Origin of the sequence: Streptomyces sp. NPDC053755 (assembly GCF_040677675.1) — a bacterium.
Taxonomy (GTDB): Bacteria; Actinomycetota; Actinomycetes; order Streptomycetales; family Streptomycetaceae; genus Streptomyces.
This window is the reverse complement of sequence record NZ_JBFASK010000055.1, coordinates 1-17,396: the sequence shown is the minus strand read 5'-3', so window position 1 is coordinate 17,396 and position 17,396 is coordinate 1. Positions and strand designations below refer to the sequence as shown.

Below are 17,396 nucleotides of genomic sequence, written 5' to 3'. Positions count from 1 at the left end.
CCACGGTCCGGTGGCCGGGGGGCGACCGTCCCGGAGCCCGTCCGGATCAGCCGGGGGCCGGGGCGCCGCCGAGGGCCGCCGCGGTCCGGGATGTCGTGGCGGGTGCCGGCGGCCTGACCTCGTACGCCTCCGAGGAGAGGTAGACGGTCACCCGGGGCGCACGGCCCTGCTGATGGACCAGGCCCACGTAGGCGATGAGCCCCACGCCGTCCTCGGGCCGCCGCGAGGTCACGGCGGAGACGGCGCGTACCAGCGGGGCGGGGTCCATGCCGTAGCGGCGGAGCACGGCCACCGCCCGGTCGAGGGCCACGCCGTCGTGGGGGGCGTAGTCGCGGACCGGGATGTAGAGCGTGAAGCCGCTCGGGCGGCCGCTCGTGGTGCCGGTGAAGGCGTGGCAGGACTGGACGGGACGGCGGGCGGGCCGCGGGCCCCGGGCGGCGTCGGGGTCGAGGGCCGCGGCATCCAGGGCGGCGGGGCCGGCACCGAGGTCGAAGGCCGCGGGGCCGGCGTCGAGCGCGAAGTCGGCGGAGGCGGAGCCGGCTTCGGTGGGGAGGGCGCCGGTCGCGGCGGCCTGGGGAGTGAGGCCGGGGGCGCCCGTTCCGTCACCGGCGGCCATGCGGAAGAACGTCGATATCTCACGCCGCTCGCGCGCGCCGTCCACGCGGGACAGCTCGGCCGCCTCCCGCGCCGACAGGTCCTGGTGCGCCAGATAGACCTTCACCCGGGGCTCGTCCCAGTCGCCGAGATCCAGGGCGAGGAAGAGGTGGCGGTCGCCCCCGGGCAGCGAGGTGAACGCCTGACGGTGGCCGAGCCGGCGCAGCGCCTCCCGTACGGTCCAGGCGGAACGTTCCTGCCCCGAGGCGGCGGGGTTCAGGTAGACCTTGAGCTTCGGAATACCGCCGGGCAGCAGCTCCAGCGCGCACCAGAGCGCCAAGGGGCCTTCGGGGGCCGCCGGGAAGAACAGGTCCTCCACGTCGTCCAGCGGCTTGGTGCCGAATCCCCATCGCCGCGCCATCTCGCGGACGACCCGCAGTCCGGTGCGCCCGTTCCGGGCCAGGTCCCCGGCTCCGCAGCCCGGTTCCAGCAGCACCCGGAGCGTGGGGTCCGCGTCCGGTGTGAAGGAGAGCGAGAACTCCACCGGCGTGTGGTCGTCGGAGAGGAAGGAGTCGTCTGGGGCCGGGAGATCGAGCGGCCGGTCGGCGACGGGCCCGAGCGCCGCGAGCACGGTCCGCGCGTAGGCCGCGGAGTCGGCTCCGTCCAGCCCCGCCGCCTCGCACAGGCGCAGCGTCTGTCTCGCCGTATGGCCGCCGAGCGTCCGCCCGCCGGGCGTCGCCGGGACACCCGGTGGGGAGACGCTCCCGGGTCTTCCCGCCGGAGGCCGGACCGCCCAAGAAGATACCCGCCTGGCGGGGCGGGTATCGAGGGGGTCCGACTCTGCCGGGTCCTGCATGAAAGCGGCGTCGGCGACTATGTCGTCCACGACACCTCCTTTGCCTCGTGAGCGGGACGGAACAACGCGTGCACTACCCCTGAGGCTGAAGTTTCATGCGGTACGAAGGAAGCCGCCAGGTGTCGTGTCGATCACCTCGTCAGCCACTTGAGGAACTGGCTCCACTTTCCGGCGCGTTCGCGCGGGGCGCCGTCCTGCGCCGGTCCGGGGGCGGCGGACGGCTGGGGCTGCGCCTGCGGGACGGTCCTGCGCACGGTCTCGACCGGGGTGAACCGGGCCGGGAGGGTGGCGAGGCCGCGGTTGAAGGGACCGGGGCGCCAGGTCAGGCTGTCCTCCGGCACGGCGAGTTCGATGTCGGGGAGCCGGTTGAGCAGGTTCTCGACGGCCGTCACGGTGATCTGGCGGGCGGGGTCCTTGGACGGGCAGGCGTGCGGGCCCGCGCTCCACGCCAGGTGGGCGCGGTTGCTGCCGGCCTGACGCGCGGCCGTCAGCGCCGGGCCGCTGTTGGCGGCCGCGAAGCTGACCAGCACGAGGTCGCCCGCCCGGAACTTCTCCCCCGCGAACTCCATGTCCGTCGCCGGGTAGTGCGGCGCCAGGTTCTGCATCGGCGGGTTCTCCCACAACGTGTCGTCGAGGGCCTCGTCGATCAGGCCGCCCTTGTGGGCGTAGCCGTCGTGGGTCAGCAGCCGGTGCAGGGTGTTGCCGATGAGGTTGCGCAGCGGCTCGTTGCCCGCGACCAGGAGGAGGGCGAGCTGGTGGACCATCTCCTCGTCGGTCAGGTTCGCCTGGTGCTGCATCAGCCACGAGGTGACGTCGTCTCCCGGCCTGGCGCGCTTGCGCGCGACCAGTTCGCCGACGGCCCCGTACAGCACCTCGACCGCCTTCTCGGCGTTGACCCCGTCGAACATGCCGGTGATGCCGAACACGACACGGTCGCCGATGTCGGCGGGGCAGCCGAAGAGTTCGTTGAAGACGAACAGCGGCAGCTGCTTGGCGTAGTCGCCGAGCAGGTCGGCGGAGCCCCGGGCGCCGAACTGGCTGATGAGGTACTCGGAGACCTGCTCGGTGCTGTGGCTGAGCTTGCGCGTGTCCACGCGGGCCATGCTGTCCGTCACCGCCTGGCGGAGCCTCAGGTGGTCGGCGCCGTCGCTGAACATGCAGTTGGGCCGGTACGCGAGGACGGGTACGACCGGGTTGTCCGGGCTGATCCGTCCTTCGTTGAGGTCCCGCCAGCGGCGCGCGTCCTTGCGGAAGGAGCTGGAGTTCTGCAGGAGTTGCAGCGCGGTGGCGTAGTCGGTGACGAGGGTGGCCTCCACCCCGGGAGCGAGCTCCACGGGCGCGGTGGGGCCGTAGTGGCGCAGGTAGGAGTAGTACGCCTGCGGATCGGCCGCGAACTCCGGCCCGTACAGCGGCACCCGGCCGCCGTCGGCGTGAGCCGGGCACCCGGGCGGGGGAACGGGAGCGGTGGGTTGTGCGTCCATGACGGTTCCTAGTGAGCGCGGTCCAGCAGATAGCGGACGAGAGTGATCAGTGCGTCGGCGGAGGACTTCTCGTCCCGCGCGTCGCAGGTGACGACCGGGGTGTCGTCGAGCAGGTCCAGCGCTTCGCGCAGCGCCCGCACCTCGCGGTCCGGGGTGCCGTCGAAGCGGTTGATGGCGATCGCGTAGTCGAGGCCGTACTGCTCGATCAGGTCGATCACGGCGAAGGAGTCCGCCAGCCGCTCGGGGTCGACCAGGACCAGCGCTCCGAGCGCGCCGCGCGCCATGTCCTCCCACATCTGCACGAAGCGCTGCTGACCGGGCGTCCCGAACAGGTAGAGGACGACGCGCTCGCTGATGGTGAGGCGGCCGAAGTCCATCGCCACCGTGGTGGTGGTCTTGCTCCGGACGCCCTTGAGGTCGTCGAACGACTCGCCGGCGCGCGTCATCGTCTCCTCGGTGGACAGCGGAGGGATCTCCGAGATCGCACCGATGAACGTGGTCTTGCCGACCGCGAAGTGCCCCACGACGAGGATCTTCACCGCGGTCTGCGTCGCCCCGGCGCGGACGTACGCCCGCTCATCCAAACTTGGTGCGGAGTCCATGCAGCACCTCCTCGAGGATGTGTTTGTCCGCCAGCGAGGCACGCTGTACGGGAGGCCGGGTGATGAGGTAGCCGGCCTCGGTGAGGGAGGAAAGGAGGATCTTCACCACACCCATGGGCAGCCGGGTGTGCCCCGCTATCTCGGCGACGGAGAGGTAGCCGGCGGTGCACAGGTCCAGCAGTCCCTGCTCCTCGGGGGAGAGCCGGGTCGGCCGCTGCTGGTGGTCGTCGACCGCGGTCACCAGGGTGATCAGGGTCAGCTGCTCCGCGTCGGGCAGCCCGCGTCCCTTGGTGATGACGTACGGCCGCACTAATTCCGCGGCCTCGGACTCCGGTTCACCGAAACCGGTCATGAGCGCACGCCGAGATTCTCGCGCGGCGGGGTCATCAGCACCTTGCCCAGCTGGCCGACGAGCTGCTGCATCCGGAAGGAGATGTCCTGCATGTCGACGTCCGGCGAGGCCGAGACGCCGAGGTAGGCGCCCTCCCCGGCGGAGATCAGGAAGACCCAGCCGCCGTCGAACTCGACCAGCGTCTGGCGCCACCGGAGCTGGCCGCCGTGGCCTCCGTCGACGAAGAACCCGAGAGAGCGGCTGAGCGACTGGACGCCGCTCATCGCGGCGGCGACGGTGTCCGCGTTGTCCTTGTCGAAGTCCCTCGTCCGGGCCATCAGCAGACCGTCCGCGGAGATCAGCACCGCGTGCAGCGCACCGGGGATCTCCAAGGCGCTGTCAAGCATCCATGACAGATCGTCATTCACGAGAACTCATGCCCTTCGCTGCTCGCATCGTGTGTGCTGCCTGTCTCGTTCGCCGCGTCCGGGCCCGTGGCCCGTCCGGACTGCGTGCCCCGCTGGAAGGCGCCCAGGATCGCCGCGGTCTCCGCGCCGGAGCGGTTCGACGCGGACGCGCGCGTGGCCGGCGCCGTGCCGGGCACGATCGCCATCGGCCGCTTGCGGCGGCGCCTCGGCAGACCGTCGGCGGTCGACGACGCGACCACCGCGGGTTCGGGCCCGGCCGGTTCCGCGACGGAGCCGGCGGGGACGGCGGGCACGGCCGGGGCCGGGGCCTTCTTGTCCGGCATGCCGGTGAGCAGCTCGTGGGGCAGGAGGAGAACCGCGCGGACGCCTCCGTACGGCGAGTCCGAATCCACCGACACCTCGAATCCGTAGCGCTCGCAGAGCACACCGATCACCGCGAATCCGAACTGCGGCGGACTGCCGAGTCCCGAGACACCGGAGACCCGCTCACTGGAGAGGAGCTTCGCGGCCTTGGCCCGCTCCTCGTCGTTCATACCGACACCGGCGTCGTCGACGACGATGCAGACGCCCTTGGGGACGGTACGGATGTTGATCTCGACGACGGTGTCGGGACTTGAGTAACTGGTGGCGTTGTCGAGCAGCTCGGCGAGGGCCAGCGCGACCGGTTCGACCGCCCGGCTGGTGATGCCGAAGTCCACCTGCGAAAGGATCTCCACGCGGCGGAAGTGACGGACGCGCCCCTGCGCGCTGCGGACCACGTCGTAGACGGAGGCGACCTCACGCTGCCGGCCCAGCCAGCCGTCGCACAGCACGGCGATGGACTGCGCGCGCCGGCCGAACTGGGAGTTGGTGTGGTCGATCTCCAGCAGGTCCTGCAGGATGACGGACTCGCCGTACTTGTTCTGCAGGCCGGAGATGACCAACTGCTGTTCGGCGGCGAGGCCCTGGAGCGTCCGCATCGCGGACTTGAGGACCGTCTTCGTCGACTCCTGGGCGCGTTCCTTCTCCGCCTCCACGGACTTCGCGTAGCTGCTCTCCAGCTCGGAGTAGTGGGCCCTGAGTCCTTCGATGTCGCGCAGCAGGGTCCGCGCCGCACGGCGTTGGCGGACGATGACGACGACTGCACCAAGGACGGCGACGAGGAGGGCCCAGAGCACTGGGTTCTGTATGTGATGCGTCATAAGACTCTCTTCAGGCGACTGACGGCCGGCTGCCGAACTCCGTCCATGCGGGCGGACGGGCAGCCGTCCGTACCGGAGTGCCCCCTGTCGTCCCCCGTGGCCGATGGCGTCGTACACCTGTCCGCCACTCCGGTAAACGCGGTGATCGTATCACCGGTAACGAACACCTAACTGAACGTCAATATGGGGATTTCTGACGGATATTGACCACTCTCGACCACTCGGCGGTCAGGGGTGGAGACGCGTACGCATCTGTCGTACGGGAGCCGAGGTCCGGCCGCTCCCCCGGGAGCGCCGCTCCCGGCGCGCCCGGCCATACCGGCTCAGCCGCGGAGGGCCGCCGCCACCGCCTCCACGGCCTCCGCCAGCGCGAGGGGGCGCAGGGTGCCGGGCACGAGCGGCGCCGTCCAGCCCGGGCCGACGGTGAGCACGACGGGCCGGCGGCGCGCGCCCCTCACGCCCCACGTCATCTGGGCCACGTGCTGGGCGAGCGGCCGGCTCGCCGTGGTCCGGGACTGGGCCCAGAGCACCACGACGTCGGGCCCCGTCCTGCGGACGGCCTCGATCAGCGCCTCCGCGGGCAGGGCCGCGCCGAACATCCGCAGGGGCAGGCCGCGTTCGTACAGGGCCGCGGCCAGCGCGTCGACCGGCAGGGCGTGCGCCTCGCCGGGGACGCAGGCGAGGAGCGCGAGGCCGTCGGCGGCACTGTCGGGAGGTGCGCCCCGCCGCCGGTGCAACGCGGTGGAGATGTGCCACGACAGGAGGTGCTCCACCTCCACGTACCGTTCGCCGGAGGTCTCCCACTTGCGGCCGACGGCCCGCAGCGTGGGGACGATGACCTCCGTCCAGGCGGTCACCAGACCGTGCTCGGCGATGGCCGCCTCGAGGAGCCGGTCGACCGCGAGCGCGTCGAGCCGCAGCGCGGCGCGGGCGAGGCCCCGGCACTCGATCCGGGCGTCGCCCAGCCCGAGCCCGCCGGCCGCGCGCGCCTTGGGCGCGGTCCGGGGAGCTCGCCGAGGAGGACGCGGCGGGGGCGGGGCCTCCGCCGAGCCCCGTCCTCGTCCTCGTCCTCGCCCGGGAGACGGGACGGCCGCGTCGGGGGCGTCCGGGTCGTCGCGGTCGGGACCGGAGGCGCGGCCGGAACCGGGAGCCGGAGGGGGGCCGGAAACGGGGTGAGGAGCGCGGCCGGAACCGGACGGGAGACCGGAAACGGCTTGGGGAGCGGGGGCGGCTTGGGGAGCGGGGGCGGCGGCGGAGGGGGCGGCCGGCTCCGAAGGGGGCGCCTCGGCCGCCGCGGAGCCGGAGGGGGACGCCGAGCCGGATTCCGTACGGACCACCCGCGCGGCCTCGGCCGGCGGCAGGCCCGCGTTGGTGAGGGCGAACATGCGCTCCAGCAGGGCGATGTCCTCCGGCGTCCAGCGCCGGTGCTTGCCGTCCACACGCGCGGCGGGACCGATGCCGTACCTCTGGTCCCAGGAGCGCAGGGTGGTCGGGGCGACGCCGAAGCGACGCGCGACCGAACCGGTGGTGAGTCCGGCCGTGCCCGGGCCGGCCCCCTTGCCGTCGTCTTTTCGCCTGCCATTCGTCACACGGTCACCATACGACGCACAAACGACGCATGTTGCTTGCGTCGTTTCTCAGCTCCAACACTGGAGCCATCGAGCACCCGCGACCGCCACAGGCAGCCGGAGACGGTCACGGACAGGGGCTCGCGGACAGGCCGTGCAGGCCACTCGCCCACAACGCCGGTCCACCGAGACGGAAGGGAGCGCATCATGACCGCAACGCAGGTGGAACGGCGTCTCGTCGCCGACCCAAGCCCTCGGGCCTGGGAGCACCCCGAGCCGGAGGAACTGGCCGGCGGACTGCTGCGCGGTGACGAGGAGGCGTTCGCGGCGATCTATCGCGAGTGGGGCGGACTGGTCCACACCATGGCCGCGCGGACCCTCGGCGACTCCAAGGAGGCGGAGGACGTCACCCAGGTGGTCTTCCTCGCCGCCTGGCGGGGCAGGGCGGGCTTCCGTCCGGATCGCGGATCCCTGGGCGCCTGGCTCGTCGGCATCACCCGGCGCAAGATCGTGGACGCCCTGGCCGCGCGGACCCGGCGGACCGAGATCGCGGCCGCCGCCGCGGGAAACGCGCCGTCCGATCTCCCGTCCGGCGCGGGGCCGGACACTATACTGGATCAGGTATTCCTGGCTGACGAACTGCGCAGGCTCCCCCGGGCGCAGCGCGAGATCCTCGCCCTCGCCTTCTACGGCGACCTCACCCAGGTGCAGATCGCCCAGCGCACGGGCCTGCCGCTCGGCACCGTGAAGAGCCACGCCCGGCGCGGCATGCACGTGCTGCGCCGGCGCATCGAGGAGGGCGGCGCCCTGCCCGCGTGACCGGCCGGCGCCGGGCCGCGGCACGACCCGGCGGGCCCCTCACCGGAACCGGACGATCCACCACCCCGATCGTCATCCGAAAGACCCGCACACGGAGAACACTCCACAAGCAGGCGGCATCAGAGCATCACCCCGTCACCTGCGGTTCCCGGAAAGGTGAAGCACATGACCACCACCCATCGCGTCAGGGTCGCCGCTCTCAGCGGAGCAGGTGCGCTCCTCTTCCCCCTCGCCCTCGCGCTGGCGCCCGCGGCACAGGCGGGCCCCGTTCAGGAACCGTTCGGGCCCGCCTGCGCCTCGCTGCCGACGAGCGGTGAGGGAAGCGCCGCCGGAATGGCCGACGACCCGGTCGCCACCGCGGCGTCCAACAATCCGGCCCTCTCCACGCTGGTCACCGCCGTGAAGAAGGCGGGCCTGGTCGACACGCTGAACAACGCCGACGACATCACCGTGTTCGCGCCGACGAACGACGCGTTCGCGAAGATCCCGAAGGCCGACCTCGACAAGATCCTCAACGACAAGGAGCAGCTGACCAATCTGCTCACCTACCACGTCGTGGACGAGACGGTGACGCGGGACAAGCTGCCGAACGGCACGTTCACCACGCTGCAGGGCGACCAGCTGACGACGTCCCAGTCCGGTGACGTGTACAAGGTGAACAACTCCGCGACGATCGTCTGCGGTGACGTGGAGACGGAGAACGCGACCGTCCACGTCGTCGACACGGTCCTGATGCCGAAGTCCTGACATCGCGACGCCGACACCCTGAGCCCCGAGGACGGCTCCCCCGGCGCGGCCGTGCCGCCGCCGGGGGAGCCGTCGCGTCCGGCCAGGACGCGGCCGGGCCGTCGGGGGTCCTCCCCCCTCGCTCTATAGGCTGCCCCCATGGCGAGGACGAACAAGGCGGGGGCGGACGCGGACGGTCCGGGCCGCGAGCTGCAGGCGTTCGCGGTGCGGCTGCGGTATCTGAACGGCGAGATGAACCGCATGGCCCACTCCTTCGCGGCGGCGCAGGGGCTCCACGCCACCGACGTCCAGGCTCTGGCGGCGATCCTGGACTCCGACACCCCGCTGACCCCGGGCCGGTTGCGCGAGCACCTCGGTCTCACCTCGGGGGCCGTGACCGCGTGTCTGGACCGTCTGGAGCGAGCGGGGCATGTCCGCAGGGCCCGCGAGAGCGCGGATCGCCGCGTCGTCCATCTGCACTACGCCGCCGGCGCCAGGGCGGCGGCCCGCGCGCACTTCCTGCCGCTGGCCGAGGCGACCGCCCGGGCCCAGGAGGGCTTCAGCGACGAGGAGCTGTCCGTGGCCCTGCGATTCCTCACGGCGCTGAACCGCGAGCTGGAAGAGCTGCGCGAGTCGCACTGATCCGGCCGTCACGGGGCATCCGTTCCGGGACGCAAGCGTGAGGGCGGTCCCACCCGGGCCCGATCGGCCCTCACGAAACCACCCCGGACCGCGCCCACCCCTCACGGGGCCCCGCTCTCATCGGAGCGGAGCACTGTGAGAAAGTATTTCAATCATTGAGATAGTTAATCGTTGAGTCATTGCTCGCCCTCTCCTGGAGTGCCATGTTCAGCTTCGCTACGGTCGCCCGGTGGTCGGTGCCCGTCCTGCTCCTCCTCACTTGGCTCGGCATCGGCGGCACGCTCGGGCCGTACGCCGGAAAGCTCGGCGAGGTGGCCACCAACGACCAGGCGGCGTTCCTCCCGAGGAACGCCGAGTCCACCCAGGTCATCGAGGCCGGCAAGGACTTCCGCCGGCAGGAGACGCTGCCCGCCGTCGTCGTCTGGACCGCCTCCTCCGGCGCCCGGATCACGACGGAGCAGCGGCAGGCCGCCACCGCCGCGCTCTCCTCCCTCGACGGCGAGCCGGGCACGGCCGGAAAGGCTTCGCCCGCCCTGCCGTCCGACGACGGCCAGGCGCTCCAGGGCGTCGTTCCGCTGCGTCCCGACCTCGGCGAGCAGTTGCCGGACGTCCTGGAGCGGATCCGGGCGGCGGCGGAGACGGTGCCGGGCACCACGGCCCAACTCGCCGGACCGGCCGCGAGCCAGGCCGACCTCTCCGACGCCTTCGCCGGGATCGACGGGCTGCTGCTGGTCGTGGCACTCGTGACCGTCCTGGTGATCCTCCTGCTCGTGTACCGCAGCCTGCTGCTGCCGTTCGTCGTGATCCTCGGCGCCGTCTTCGCCCTCGGCCTGGCCTGCGCCGTCGTGTACGCACTCGCCGACCGGGACGTCGTACGCGTCGACGGACAGGTGCAGGGCATCCTCTCCATCCTCGTCATCGGCGCCGCCACCGACTACGCGCTGCTGCTCACCGCTCGCTTCCGCGAGGAGCTGACGCGCCACGCGGACCGCTTCACCGCCATGCGCGCCGCCCTGCGCCAGTCCTTCGGTCCGATCACCGCCAGCGCCGCCACCGTCGCCCTGGGACTGCTCGCGCTCCTGTTCAGCGACCTGACCAACAACCGCGCGCTCGGACCCGTCGGCGCCATCGGCATCGTCTGCGCCGTGCTGAGCACGCTCACCTTCCTGCCCGCGGTACTCGTCCTTCTGGGCCGGAGCGCCTACTGGCCGGCCAAGCCGAAGGCGGCGGACGGCAGCGGCATCTGGGGGCGGGTGGCCGCGCTGGTGGACCGCGCCCCCCGCAAGGTCTGGGCCGTCACCCTGACCGGTCTTCTCGCCTGCGCCGCCTTCGCGCCGACCCTGGACTCCAGGGGGGTGCCGCTCGACGAGATCTTCGTGAACGACGCCCCCTCCGTCGCCGCGCAGGCCACCCTGGCCGAGCACTTCCCGGGCGGTTCGGGGAACCCGGCCGTCGTGATCGCCGACGCGGACCGGCTCGCGCAGGTGCGGCAGGCCGCCGAGCGGACCGACGGCGTGGCGTCCGCCGCGCCGCTGACCGCCTCCGGGCGGCCGGGCGCCGGCGCACCGCTGGTGGTGGACGGCAGGGCCAGGGTCGACGTCACCCTCGCGGCTCCCGCCGACAGCGACGCGGCCAAGGACACGGTCGCCCGTCTGCGCGAGGCGGTGCACGCCGTCCCCGGCGCCGACGCGCTCGTCGGCGGCTACACCGCGCAGCAGTACGACACCCAGCGGACCTCCGAGCGCGACCGGATGCTCATCGTCCCCGTGGTCCTGGCGATCATCCTGGCCATCCTGATCGGGCTGCTCAGGTCGCTGGTCATGCCGGTCCTGCTCATCGCGACGGTCGCCCTCAACTTCCTCGCCACGCTGGGCGTCTCGGCGCTCGTGTTCCAGGGCGTCTTCGGGTTCTCGGGCACGGACGCCTCGGTCCCGCTGTACGGGTTCGTCTTCCTCGTGGCGCTCGGGGTGGACTACAACATCTTCCTGATGTCCCGCGTACGCGAGGAGTCGCTGGCCCACGGGACCCGTCAAGGCGTCCTGCGGGGACTCACCGCCACCGGCGGGGTCATCACCTCGGCGGGCGTGGTGCTCGCCGCGACCTTCGCGGCACTCGGCGTCGTCCCTCTGGCCTTCATGGTCCAGATCGCTTTCATCGTGGCCTTCGGCGTGCTGCTCGACACGCTGGTCGTCCGCTCGCTGCTCGTGCCGGCTCTGGTCGTGGACATCGGCCCGAAGGCGTGGTGGCCCGGAAAGCTCAGCCGGGAGACCGTCCGCGAGGACGAGACCCCTGCCCCTCGCGCCTGACCCCGCGAGGACGAGGCGGCGGGGCGCCCGCGACCGGCGTGGGCGCCCCGGGGCCGGACGCGGGCTCCACCGCCGGCCCGCTCACGTCCGGCCCTCCCGTCCCACGTTCGGCGTAGCCACGTGGAGGCGCCTGGCATCGGCGAGCCGATCGTGGTCGGCTGGGGCGCGGGCGGGGACGAGTACGGCGGAGGGGCGAGGAGCACGGATGACCACCCACCAGCACGGAACGCGGCCGGGGACGGGGACCGACACGATCGTCGTCGGCGCCGGCCTCGCAGGGATCGCCTGCGCCCTCGACCTCAGCCGGGCCGGGCAGCGCGTCGAACTGCTCGAAGCCTCCGACGGCGTCGGCGGCCGGATGCGGACGGACCGGAGGGACGGCTTCCTGTTCGACCGCGGCTTCCAGGTCTTCAACACCTCCTACCCGCAGGTGAAGAAGCGCCTCGATCTGAGGTCCCTGCGCCTGCGGCCGTTCACCCCGGGCCTGGTCGCGCTGACGCCCACCGGCCGGGTGCGCCTCACGGATCCCACACGGCGCCCCTCCGAGGCGGCCGCCCTGTTGCCCGGCCGGACGCTGTCCGCACGGGACCTCGCCGCACTGGCCGCCCTGACGCTCGGAGACGTCCTGCTTCCCGTCGGTGCGCTCCGCCGGCGGGGCGACACCACCACACAGGCCGCACTGCGCTCCGCCGGAGTCTCACCGCGGGTGATCGACGACCTGCTGAGGCCGTTCCTGGCCGGAGTCTTCCTCGAAGAGGAGCTGGAGACCTCCGCCCGCTTCTTCCACCTGGTCTGGCGCAGCATGGCGCGCGGCACCCTCTGTCTGCCCGCCGACGGCATCGGCGCGGTGCCGGCCCGGCTCGCCCGGGACCTCCCCGACGGCACGCTCCGGCTCGAGTCGCCCGTCACCGAGGTCACCGACTCCGGAGTCCTGCTCGCGGACGGACGCGAGCGGCAGGCGTCCACGGTCGTGGTGGCGACGGACGCCGTCACCGCCGCCCGTCTGCTGCCGGGCCTCGCGGTCCCGGACAGCCGTACGGTGACGACGTACTACCACGCGGCCGCCGCATCACCGCTCTCCGAGCCCGTCCTGGTGGTGGACAGCACCCTGGCGGTGCTCAACACCTGCGTCCTGAGCGACGCCGCGCCCACGTACGCCCCACGCGGCACCGCCCTCGTGTCGACCTCGGTGCTCGGCGCCGGTCCGCCCGGCGGCGAGGCCGCCGTACGGGAACGCCTGGCCGCTTTGTACGACACCGACACGAGCGGCTGGGATCCGGTCGCCGCCTACACCGTCGAGGGCGCGCTCCCCGCGATGCGACCGCCCTGGCCGCTGAGCCGGTCGACCCGCTTCGCGGCCGGCCGGTACGTCTGCGGCGATCACCGGGCGACCGGTTCCGTCCAGGGGGCGCTTGCCTCGGGCGGCCGGGCCGCGCGGGAGGTACTGGCGTCCCGGGAGCCGGCCGGCCGGCCGGCCCGTACGCCCTAGGAGTGTCCGACCGCCCGGGTCCCCGCGCCCTCGGATGCGTACCGGCGTGCATCCGTTCCCGGGGGCGGGGCGGAACATCAGGCGTCGATCGCACCGGACGGGAGTGAGGCGTGGACATCAACGGTGCGCGTGTGCTGGTGGCGGGCGCGACAGGCGTCATCGGCGGCGCGGTGGCGGCCGAACTCGCGGCACGGGGAGCGCGCCTGGCGCTGGCCGGGCGCGACGCCGGCCGTCTCTCGCGCGTGTCCGAGCGGCTCGGCGGTCGCCCCACGGCCCGCTTCGAGGCGTACGACCTCGACGCGTGCGCCCGCGCTGTGGAGACGGCGGCCCGGGAACTCGGAGGGCTCGACGCCGTGCTGACCGCGTTCGGCGCGGTCGCCTTCGGCCGGGCGGGCGAGGTGAGCGACGCCGTGGCGGAGCATCTGACGACGGTGAACGCGCTGGCGCCCGCGGCGATCTTCCGCTCCGCGCTCGGATTCCTCGGGCGGGGCGGTGTCATCGCCGCCGTCACCGGGGTCGTGGTGGAGCGGCCGCAGCCGGCGATGGCCGACTACTGCGCCTCCAAGGCGGCGCTCAGCGCCTGGCTCGACGCGGTGCGCCGTGAGGTGCGCGGGGACGGCGTCCGGGTCCTCGACATCCGCCCCGGCCACCTGGAGACGGGCTTCGCCGCCAGGGCCGTCATGGGCAGCCCTCCGCCCATGCCGGCCGGTGGTGATCTGGGACTCGTCGTCCGGTCCGTGGCCGACGCGCTCGGCACGGAGACGGAGCGGGTGCGCTGGGACGCCCATGGGACACCGGTCCTCGAACGGCGGGCCGGGTGAGGCACCGCACGACGGACGAGGGCGGGGAGGACCGGGTCGTCATCCTGGGCGGGGGCGCGGCCGGGCTCAGCCTGGCCCACTGGCTCACTCGCACGGGGACGACGGCGGTCACGGTGGTGGAGGCCCCCGACGGCCCGCTGCGTCCGGCCGAGCGCACCTGGTGCTACTGGGACGACGGCCCCGGGGAGTTCGCCGAGGCGACGGTCGCCTCCTGGCCCCGGCTGCGGGTCTTCGGCGCGGACGGCGGCGCCGTCGAAGCGGCGCCCCGCCCTCTGCGGTACCGCATGCTGCGATCGGGAGGATTCGAACGGCTGGTCCACTCCCGGCTGGCGGACCACCCGGCCGCGCGCGTGCTCCGCGCCACGGCGCACAGTGTGCGGCACATCGGCGGAGGGGTCGAGGTCGGCTGCCGCACCGAGGACGGCCGCACGCTGACCGTGCGCGGCCGGTACGTCTTCGACTCGCGCCCCCCGCGACACGGTCTGCCGCCGTCCCGCACCACCCTCCTCCAGCACTTCCGGGGGTGGTTCGTGCGGACCGCGTCCCCGCGCTTCGATCCCGACGTGGCCGACCTCATGGACTTCCGGGTGCCCCAGCCCCGCCACGGGCTCGCGTTCGGCTACGTCCTGCCCCTCGGGCCGGACCACGCCCTGGTCGAGTACACCGAGTTCTCCGGAGCCCTCCTGACGACGGCCGGATACGACGCCGCGCTACGGCAGTACACCGCGGACGTGCTCCGGCTGGGACCGCTGAGAGTGGAGTCCGCCGAGCAGGGGGTGATCCCCATGACCGACGGCCGGTTCCCCCGACGCGTCGGCCCGGCCGCCTTCCGGATCGGGGCGGCGGGCGGGGCCACCCGGCCGGCGACCGGATACACCTTCGCCGCGGTCCAGCGGCAGAGCCGGGCCATCGCCACCGCGCTGCGCGACGGCGCCGCGCACGTCCCCCGCCCCCACCCCCGCAGGGCCCTCGCGATGGACGCCGTCATGCTGCGCGCGCTCGACACCGGGCGGATCGACGGGCCCGCCTTCTTCACCGAGCTGTTCCGCCGCGTCCCGATGGAACGGCTCCTGCGCTTCCTCGACGGGCGCAGCACTCCGTGGGAGGAGTTCGGCATCGGTCTGCGCACCCCCGTCGGCCCGATGCTCCGTACCGCCGCCGAGCTTCCGTTCCTGCCCCGCCGCGTTGCCCACCGACCCGAGGAGAGCCGTCCATGACGCTCCTGCGCGACCGCGATCTCGCCCGCGCCTTCGATCACGCCGCCCACTCCTACGACCGCCTCACCTCGCTGAACCCGGGGTACCGCACCGACCTCCTGCGCTCGGCGCACCGGCTCGGGCTGCCACGCCTCGGCGCCGGCCTGCGCGTCCTCGACCTGGGCTGCGGTACGGGCACGTCGACGCGCGCCCTGCTGCGGGCCGCTCCCCGGGCCCGCGTCGAGGCCGTCGACGCGTCCGCGGGGATGCTGGAGCATGCCCTCGCCAAACCCTGGCCGGCGAACGTGCGCTTCCGGCACCTGGCCGCCGAGGAGCTCCTCGCCGCCGGGGACGGGGAGCCGTACGACGCCGTCTTCGCGGCCTACCTGTTCCGTAACGTCACCGACCCGGACGCCGTCCTGCGCTCCGTGCGCGCGCTCCTGCGCCCCGGGGGCCGGCTCGTGGTGCACGAGTACAGCCTGAGCGGTTCGCCGGTCCACCGCGTGCTGTGGAACGCGATCTGCGGGGGTGTGATCGTCCCGGTGGGGTCGGCGAGCGGCGACGGCGAGCTCTACCGCCATCTGTGGCGCAGTGTCCTCGACTTCGACACCGCCGACGCGTTCACGGCCAGGGTCGCGCGCGCCGGCTTCCCCTTCGTGCGCGCCCTGCCGGTGGCGGGCTGGCAGACCGGGATCGTCCACACCTTCGTCGCCGGCGGCACTCCTCGGCCGGTCCCGGCGGACGCCCGATGAGGGCCGCGCGCCGTCCCCGGCTCCCCCGCCCGGGCCGCGACCCGAGGGCCGAGGTGCTCCTGCCGGCGCCGGGACGGGAGCGGGTCACGGGCGAGGCGCCCGGCACCGCCGTGATCGGCGGTGGCATCGCGGGCCTCGCCGCGGCGACGGCGCTGGCCGAGCGCGGGGTCCGCGTGACCCTCTACGAGCGGGAGGCGGGGCTCGGCGGCCGGCTCACCGGCTGGCCCGTCCACCTCGCGGACGGATCGGGCGCGACCATGAGCCGCGGCTTCCACGCCTTCTTCCGGCAGTACTACAACCTCCGCGCCCTGCTGCGACGCGCGGACCCCGGTCTGCGGGCGCTCACTCCGGTGCCGGACTACCCGCTGCGCCACCGCGGCGGTCTGACCGACAGCTTCGCGCGCGTGCCGAGGACCCCGCCGTGGAGCGCGCTGGGGTTCGTCGCGCTCAGTCCGACGTTCGGGTGGCGTGATCTGGCCTCGATGAACCCGCGGGCGGCGCTGCCCCTGCTCGACGTCAGCGTGCCCGAGGTGTACGAACGGTTCGACGGGGTCAGCGCCCGCGACCTGTTGCGCGACATCCGCTTCCCCGAGGCGGCGCACCATCTGGCGTTCGAGGTCTTCTCGCGCAGCTTCTTCGTCGATCCGGCGGAACTGTCCGCCGCCGAACTCCTGCTGATGTTCCACATCTACTTCCTCGGCTCCTCCGAGGGCCTGCTCTTCGACGTGCCGCGCGAACCGTTTCCGCAGGCATTGTGGGAGCCCCTGGGCGGGCACCTGGAGCGGCTCGGCGTGCGGCTGCGCACGGGCACGCCGGTCCGGTGCGTCCGGGCGCTCGACGACGGGGAGCTGGCCGTGGACGGCGACGGCACGTCCGAGCGGTACCAGGCGGTCGTGCTGGCGCTGGACCCGGCCGGGCTGCGCGCGGTGGTGGGCGCCTCCCCCGGGCTGGGTGACCCTGCGTGGCGCGAGGACATCGCCGCCCTGCGCACGGCGCCGCCCTTCCTCGTCTCGCGGCTGTGGCTCGACCGGCCCGTCCGGGGGGACCGGGCCGGCTTCCTCGGCACCAGCGGTTACGGCGACCTCGACAACATCAGCGTCCTGGACCGCTGGGAGGGCGAGGCCGCCCGCTGGGCGGGGCGGACGGGCGGCTCCGTCGTCGAGCTCCACGCCTACGCGGCGGACGGGGACGCCGAGCAGAAGGAGGTGCAGGAACGGCTCGTCGCCCAGCTCCACGAGGTGTACCCGGAGACCCGCGACGCCCGGATCGTCGACGCCGTCCACGAATGGCGGTCCGACTGCCCGATGTTCCCCGTCGGAGGCTACGACCGCCGTCCCTCCGTACGCACCCCGCACCCGCGTCTGATGGTGGCGGGTGACATGGTGCGCACCGGCCTTCCCGTGGCCCTGATGGAACGGGCGGCGACCTCCGGCTTCCTGGCCGCCAACGCCCTGCTCGCCGGGTGGGGGGTCCGCGGAGAGGTGCTCTGGACGGTGCCGCGCGGCGGCCGCTCCCGCGCGATGCGGGCGCTGGCCGCCCTGGGCACGGTCCCTTGACCCCTCCCCGCCGGCGGGCCGGTGCGGCACGAGTACCGGCTGACGGAG

16 protein-coding genes are annotated in these 17,396 nt (G+C 73.4%); 9 read left to right on the top strand and 7 right to left on the bottom strand.

Annotated features, from left to right (window positions below; all coding sequences use genetic code 11):
* Positions 1-46: 46 nt before the first annotated feature.
* From AB0K65_RS30745 to AB0K65_RS30715, 7 genes are all read right to left on the bottom strand, one after another.
* The gene (locus AB0K65_RS30745; protein WP_365722302.1) at positions 47-1,225 is read right to left on the bottom strand and encodes a tryptophan dimethylallyltransferase family protein; all 1,179 of its coding nucleotides are present in this window, start codon (positions 1,223-1,225) and stop codon (positions 47-49) included.
* 356 nt (positions 1,226-1,581) lie between these two features.
* On the bottom strand, positions 1,582-2,931 hold the full coding sequence (locus AB0K65_RS30740) for a cytochrome P450 (protein WP_365722300.1): 1,350 nt from the start codon (positions 2,929-2,931) through the stop codon (positions 1,582-1,584).
* Positions 2,932-2,939: 8 nt separating this feature from the next.
* On the bottom strand, positions 2,940-3,533 hold the full coding sequence (locus tag AB0K65_RS30735; RefSeq protein ID WP_365722298.1) for an ATP/GTP-binding protein: 594 nt from the start codon (positions 3,531-3,533) through the stop codon (positions 2,940-2,942).
* Positions 3,508-3,885 (bottom strand): DUF742 domain-containing protein, encoded by a 378-nt coding sequence (locus AB0K65_RS30730; RefSeq protein WP_365722296.1) that lies wholly within the window; start codon positions 3,883-3,885, stop codon positions 3,508-3,510. The genes AB0K65_RS30735 and AB0K65_RS30730 overlap by 26 nt, the downstream gene beginning before the upstream one ends.
* Positions 3,882-4,292, bottom strand: coding sequence for a roadblock/LC7 domain-containing protein (locus AB0K65_RS30725; RefSeq protein ID WP_365722294.1), 411 nt, complete (start codon positions 4,290-4,292; stop codon positions 3,882-3,884). The genes AB0K65_RS30730 and AB0K65_RS30725 overlap by 4 nt, the downstream gene beginning before the upstream one ends.
* A complete protein-coding gene (locus tag AB0K65_RS30720; RefSeq protein ID WP_365722292.1) occupies positions 4,289-5,473 on the bottom strand; it encodes an ATP-binding protein in 1,185 nt (394 codons plus the stop codon). Before AB0K65_RS30720 ends, AB0K65_RS30725 begins: the two co-directional genes overlap by 4 nt.
* 323 nt (positions 5,474-5,796) lie before the next feature.
* Complete coding sequence (locus AB0K65_RS30715; protein ID WP_365722290.1) at positions 5,797-7,062, bottom strand: MerR family transcriptional regulator; 1,266 nt, start codon at positions 7,060-7,062, stop codon at positions 5,797-5,799.
* A 186-nt stretch (positions 7,063-7,248) separates the two neighbouring features.
* Between AB0K65_RS30715 and AB0K65_RS30710 the strand changes: the two genes are divergently transcribed.
* The 9 genes from AB0K65_RS30710 (at position 7,249) to AB0K65_RS30670 (ending at position 17,348) form a co-directional block, all read left to right on the top strand.
* Positions 7,249-7,860 carry a sigma-70 family RNA polymerase sigma factor gene (locus tag AB0K65_RS30710; protein WP_365722288.1) on the top strand — a complete coding sequence of 204 codons (612 nt, stop codon included), beginning with the start codon at positions 7,249-7,251 and terminating at the stop codon, positions 7,858-7,860.
* A 165-nt stretch (positions 7,861-8,025) separates the two neighbouring features.
* Positions 8,026-8,607 carry a fasciclin domain-containing protein gene (locus tag AB0K65_RS30705; protein WP_365722286.1) on the top strand — a complete coding sequence of 194 codons (582 nt, stop codon included), beginning with the start codon at positions 8,026-8,028 and terminating at the stop codon, positions 8,605-8,607.
* 138 nt (positions 8,608-8,745) lie between these two features.
* Positions 8,746-9,228: a MarR family winged helix-turn-helix transcriptional regulator gene (locus tag AB0K65_RS30700; RefSeq protein WP_365722284.1), complete on the top strand. Its 483-nt coding sequence runs from the start codon at positions 8,746-8,748 to the stop codon at positions 9,226-9,228.
* A gap of 203 nt (positions 9,229-9,431) precedes the next feature.
* A complete protein-coding gene (locus AB0K65_RS30695) occupies positions 9,432-11,534 on the top strand; it encodes an MMPL family transporter (protein ID WP_365722282.1) in 2,103 nt (700 codons plus the stop codon).
* Between the two features lie 205 nt (positions 11,535-11,739).
* Positions 11,740-13,023 carry an NAD(P)/FAD-dependent oxidoreductase gene (locus AB0K65_RS30690; protein WP_365722280.1) on the top strand — a complete coding sequence of 428 codons (1,284 nt, stop codon included), beginning with the start codon at positions 11,740-11,742 and terminating at the stop codon, positions 13,021-13,023.
* A gap of 110 nt (positions 13,024-13,133) precedes the next feature.
* Complete coding sequence (locus AB0K65_RS30685) at positions 13,134-13,844, top strand: SDR family NAD(P)-dependent oxidoreductase (RefSeq protein WP_365722279.1); 711 nt, start codon at positions 13,134-13,136, stop codon at positions 13,842-13,844.
* Positions 13,841-15,061, top strand: a complete 1,221-nt coding sequence (locus AB0K65_RS30680; protein WP_365722277.1) for a lycopene cyclase family protein — start codon at positions 13,841-13,843, stop codon at positions 15,059-15,061. Before AB0K65_RS30685 ends, AB0K65_RS30680 begins: the two co-directional genes overlap by 4 nt.
* Entirely contained in the window at positions 15,058-15,792 is a 735-nt protein-coding gene (locus AB0K65_RS30675; protein ID WP_365722275.1) for a class I SAM-dependent methyltransferase, read from the top strand. The genes AB0K65_RS30680 and AB0K65_RS30675 overlap by 4 nt, the downstream gene beginning before the upstream one ends.
* Positions 15,789-17,348, top strand: a complete 1,560-nt coding sequence (locus AB0K65_RS30670) for an NAD(P)/FAD-dependent oxidoreductase (protein ID WP_365722273.1) — start codon at positions 15,789-15,791, stop codon at positions 17,346-17,348. The genes AB0K65_RS30675 and AB0K65_RS30670 overlap by 4 nt, the downstream gene beginning before the upstream one ends.
* The last annotated feature ends 48 nt before the right edge of the window (positions 17,349-17,396 follow it).

Excerpts from the sequence above, each read along its gene's own strand:
- AB0K65_RS30740 (WP_365722300.1), bottom strand. The coding sequence starts at position 2,931 with ATGGACGCACAACCCACCGCTCCCGTTCCCCCGCCCGGGTGCCCGGCT.
- AB0K65_RS30735 (WP_365722298.1), bottom strand. The coding sequence starts at position 3,533 with ATGGACTCCGCACCAAGTTTGGATGAGCGGGCGTACGTCCGCGCCGGG.
- AB0K65_RS30730 (WP_365722296.1), bottom strand. The coding sequence starts at position 3,885 with ATGACCGGTTTCGGTGAACCGGAGTCCGAGGCCGCGGAATTAGTGCGG.
- AB0K65_RS30720 (WP_365722292.1), bottom strand. The coding sequence starts at position 5,473 with ATGACGCATCACATACAGAACCCAGTGCTCTGGGCCCTCCTCGTCGCC.
- AB0K65_RS30710 (WP_365722288.1), top strand. The coding sequence starts at position 7,249 with ATGACCGCAACGCAGGTGGAACGGCGTCTCGTCGCCGACCCAAGCCCT.
- AB0K65_RS30705 (WP_365722286.1), top strand. The coding sequence starts at position 8,026 with ATGACCACCACCCATCGCGTCAGGGTCGCCGCTCTCAGCGGAGCAGGT.
- AB0K65_RS30700 (WP_365722284.1), top strand. The coding sequence starts at position 8,746 with ATGGCGAGGACGAACAAGGCGGGGGCGGACGCGGACGGTCCGGGCCGC.
- AB0K65_RS30695 (WP_365722282.1), top strand. The coding sequence starts at position 9,432 with ATGTTCAGCTTCGCTACGGTCGCCCGGTGGTCGGTGCCCGTCCTGCTC.
- AB0K65_RS30690 (WP_365722280.1), top strand. The coding sequence starts at position 11,740 with ATGACCACCCACCAGCACGGAACGCGGCCGGGGACGGGGACCGACACG.
- AB0K65_RS30675 (WP_365722275.1), top strand. The coding sequence starts at position 15,058 with ATGACGCTCCTGCGCGACCGCGATCTCGCCCGCGCCTTCGATCACGCC.
- AB0K65_RS30670 (WP_365722273.1), top strand. The coding sequence starts at position 15,789 with ATGAGGGCCGCGCGCCGTCCCCGGCTCCCCCGCCCGGGCCGCGACCCG.